At 75.1% G+C, this 2,637-nt stretch carries 3 protein-coding genes; 2 read left to right on the plus strand and 1 reads right to left on the minus strand.

All coding sequences use genetic code 11. The annotated features are described in order from the left end of the window. Window positions 1–46: 46 nt before the first annotated feature. A complete protein-coding gene (locus tag EF918_RS34580) occupies window positions 47–508 on the minus strand; it encodes an Lrp/AsnC family transcriptional regulator (protein ID WP_125652822.1) in 462 nt (153 codons plus the stop codon). Between the two features lie 143 nt (window positions 509–651). Here EF918_RS34580 and EF918_RS34585 point away from each other — a divergent pair, with 143 nt between their 5' ends. Together EF918_RS34585 and EF918_RS34590 are read left to right on the plus strand one after the other, a co-directional pair. Then, on the plus strand, window positions 652–1,614 hold the full coding sequence (locus tag EF918_RS34585; RefSeq protein ID WP_125652823.1) for an NAD-dependent epimerase/dehydratase family protein: 963 nt from the start codon (window positions 652–654) through the stop codon (window positions 1,612–1,614). A gap of 1 nt (window position 1,615) precedes the next feature. After that, window positions 1,616–2,518 carry an aldo/keto reductase gene (locus EF918_RS34590; protein ID WP_312847891.1) on the plus strand — a complete coding sequence of 301 codons (903 nt, stop codon included), beginning with the start codon at window positions 1,616–1,618 and terminating at the stop codon, window positions 2,516–2,518. Window positions 2,519–2,637 lie beyond the last annotated feature (119 nt).

Here is a 2,637-nt window from a genome sequence, read left to right on the forward strand (position 1 = left end):
CGCCCGCCCGGTCCCGACCCTTCCGGCCGGTGCGTCGGGCGCCCGGCTACGCCTCCGGCGGCAGCAGCGGCTTGGCGTGGAGCCCGCCGAGCGGGGAGGACAGCACCACCGAGGTCGTGGTCCGCCCCAGCGCGGAGATCTCCCCGAGGATCTCCTCCAGGTGGAGCGTGTCGGTGACGGCCACCTTCAGGATCCAGCAGTCCTCGCCGACCACGTGGTGCGCCTCGACCAGTTCCGGGCGGGCCAGGAGCTCCTGTCCCCGCGGGTGCCTGAGGGTGTACCCGCCGTGCGGATCGACCCGTACGAAGGCCTGGATCCCGTAGCCGAGCCGCGCGGGGTCCACCCGTGCCCCGTACCCGGTGACGGCCCCGCTCGCCTCCAGCCGGCGCAGCCGCTCGGCGACCGCGGCCGGGCTCAGCCGGACGCGCCGGCCCAGCTCGCTCAGCTTGATCCGGCCGTCCTGCTGGACCAGTTCGAGCAGCTGTCGGTCCACCTGGTCGAAGGCCACCGACGAAACGGTGGCGAACGGTCGCGGCGGGCGCGGTTCCTTCGGTGCGGCGGCCGATACTCCCACGATTCCCCCTTCAGTCACAGCGGCCCCAACGTAACACTTGTGAGGGAGAAACCGCAGGTGGGAAGGGGCAAGAGGCGATGTCGGACAAGACGCCGCGCGAGGTGCTGGTCATCGGGGGCAACCGTTACTTCGGCAAGCGGCTGATCCGCTCGCTGCTCGCCGCCGGGGACCGGGTGACCGTGCTCAACCGGGGCTCCGCGCCGCCCCCGCCCGGCGCCGCGCACCTCCTCGCCGACCGCGACGACGAGGCCTCGCTGACCGTCGCGCTGGCCGGGCGCAGCTTCGACGTCGTGGTGGACCAGGTCTGCTACACCCCGCGCCAGGCGGCCGTCGCGGCCCGGGTGTTCACCGGCCGGACCCGGCGGTACGTGATGACCTCGACCGTCGAGGTCTACGAGCACCAGGACGCGGCCGGTCCCGTCGCCGAGGAGGCCGTCGACCCGCTCTCGGTGCCGGTGGACCTCGACCTGCCCTGGGACGATCCGCAGACCGCCGCCGCCCGGTACGGCGAGGGCAAGCGCCAGGCGGAGGCGGTGCTCGCCGCCGCGCCCGGACTGCCGTACGTCGCCGTCCGGGTGGCCCATGTCCTCGGCGGTGCGGACGACTTCACCGGGCGGATCACCCACTACGCGGACCGGCTGCGGGCCGGTGCGCCGATCGGGGTGAGCGTGCCGAACCATCCCGCCACCTACATCCACGTGGACGAGATCGCGGCGTTCCTGGACTGGGTGACCCGGCAGGAGTTCACCGGCCCGGTCAACGCCGCCGCCCACGGCGCGCTCGCCACGGCGGACATCGTGGCGGCGGTGGCCGCGGCCCTGCCCGGCGGACCGTACGAGGCCGACTACCGGCCCGCCGCGGGAGGGCCGGGGGCGGCCGGGGGAGGACCCGGGGCCGCCGAGGGCCCGGAGCCCTCGCCGTTCTCCTTCGCCCGTTCCTACGGCATGGACAACTCCCGGGCCGAGAAGCTCGGATTCCGTTTCTCCCGCACCCGCGACTGGCTCCCCCGCGCCGTCGCCGAGACCCTGGAAGGCAACTGACGTGCGCACCCTGGACCTGGCCGGCCTCGGCACCGTCTCGGCGATCGGCTACGGCGCCATGCCCCTGTCGATCGAGGGCCGACCCGACCCCGCACGGGCCGTGGCCACCGTGCACGCGGCGCTGGACGCCGGGATCACCCTCATCGACACTGCCGACTCCTACTACGCGCCCGGCGGCGGACCCGGCCACAACGAGCTGCTGATCGCCCGGGCCCTGGCCGCCCGCGGCACCGCCGCCGACGAGGTCCTGGTGGCCACCAAGGGCGGCCGGGGCCGTACCCCGGACGGGGGCTGGAGCGTGGACGGCGACCCGGCCCGGCTGCGGGCCGCCGCCGAGGCCTCCGCCCGGCGGCTGGGCGTCGAGGCGATCGGCCTCTACCAGCTCCACAAGCCGGACCCGGACGTGCCGTTCGCCGAGTCGGTCGGGGCGCTGCGGGACCTGGCGGACCGGGGCGTGATCCGGCTGGCCGGCGTCTCCAACGTCACCACCGGGCAGATCCTCCAGGCCCGGGAGATCCTGGGCGAGCGCCTGGTGTCCGTGCAGAACCGCTACTCGCCCGCCGTCCGCGACGCCGATCCGGAGCTGCGGCTCTGCGCCGACCTGGGCCTGGCCTTCCTGCCGTGGAGCCCGCTCGGCGGCCTGTCGCGCAGCTCGCTGGACGGGCCGGGGGAGGCCGCGGGCCCGGCCGGGACCCCGTTCCACACCGTGGCCGCCCGGCACGGGGTCTCGCCGCAGCAGGTGGCCCTGGCCTGGCTGGGCGGTCTGGCGCCGACCGTGCTGCCCATCCCGGGCGCCTCCCGCCCGGCATCGGTCCGGGACTCGGCCGCCGCGGGTGACCTCCGGCTGGACGCGGCGGACCTGGAACTGCTGCCGCCGGTGGTGCCGGTCCCCGTACCCGCCTGATTCACGCCGATTTCGCCGCCCAGGTGGCCGGATCCCATGGGTCCGGACTTCTCGCGCGGTCGGCCGGATACCCTCACATAAAAGAGAGTGCTCGTTTTGTTACGGGCGTCCGGGAGGGG

The sequence above is a fragment of the Streptomyces sp. WAC06614 genome (assembly GCF_003949795.1).
Taxonomy (GTDB): Bacteria; Actinomycetota; Actinomycetes; order Streptomycetales; family Streptomycetaceae; genus Streptomyces.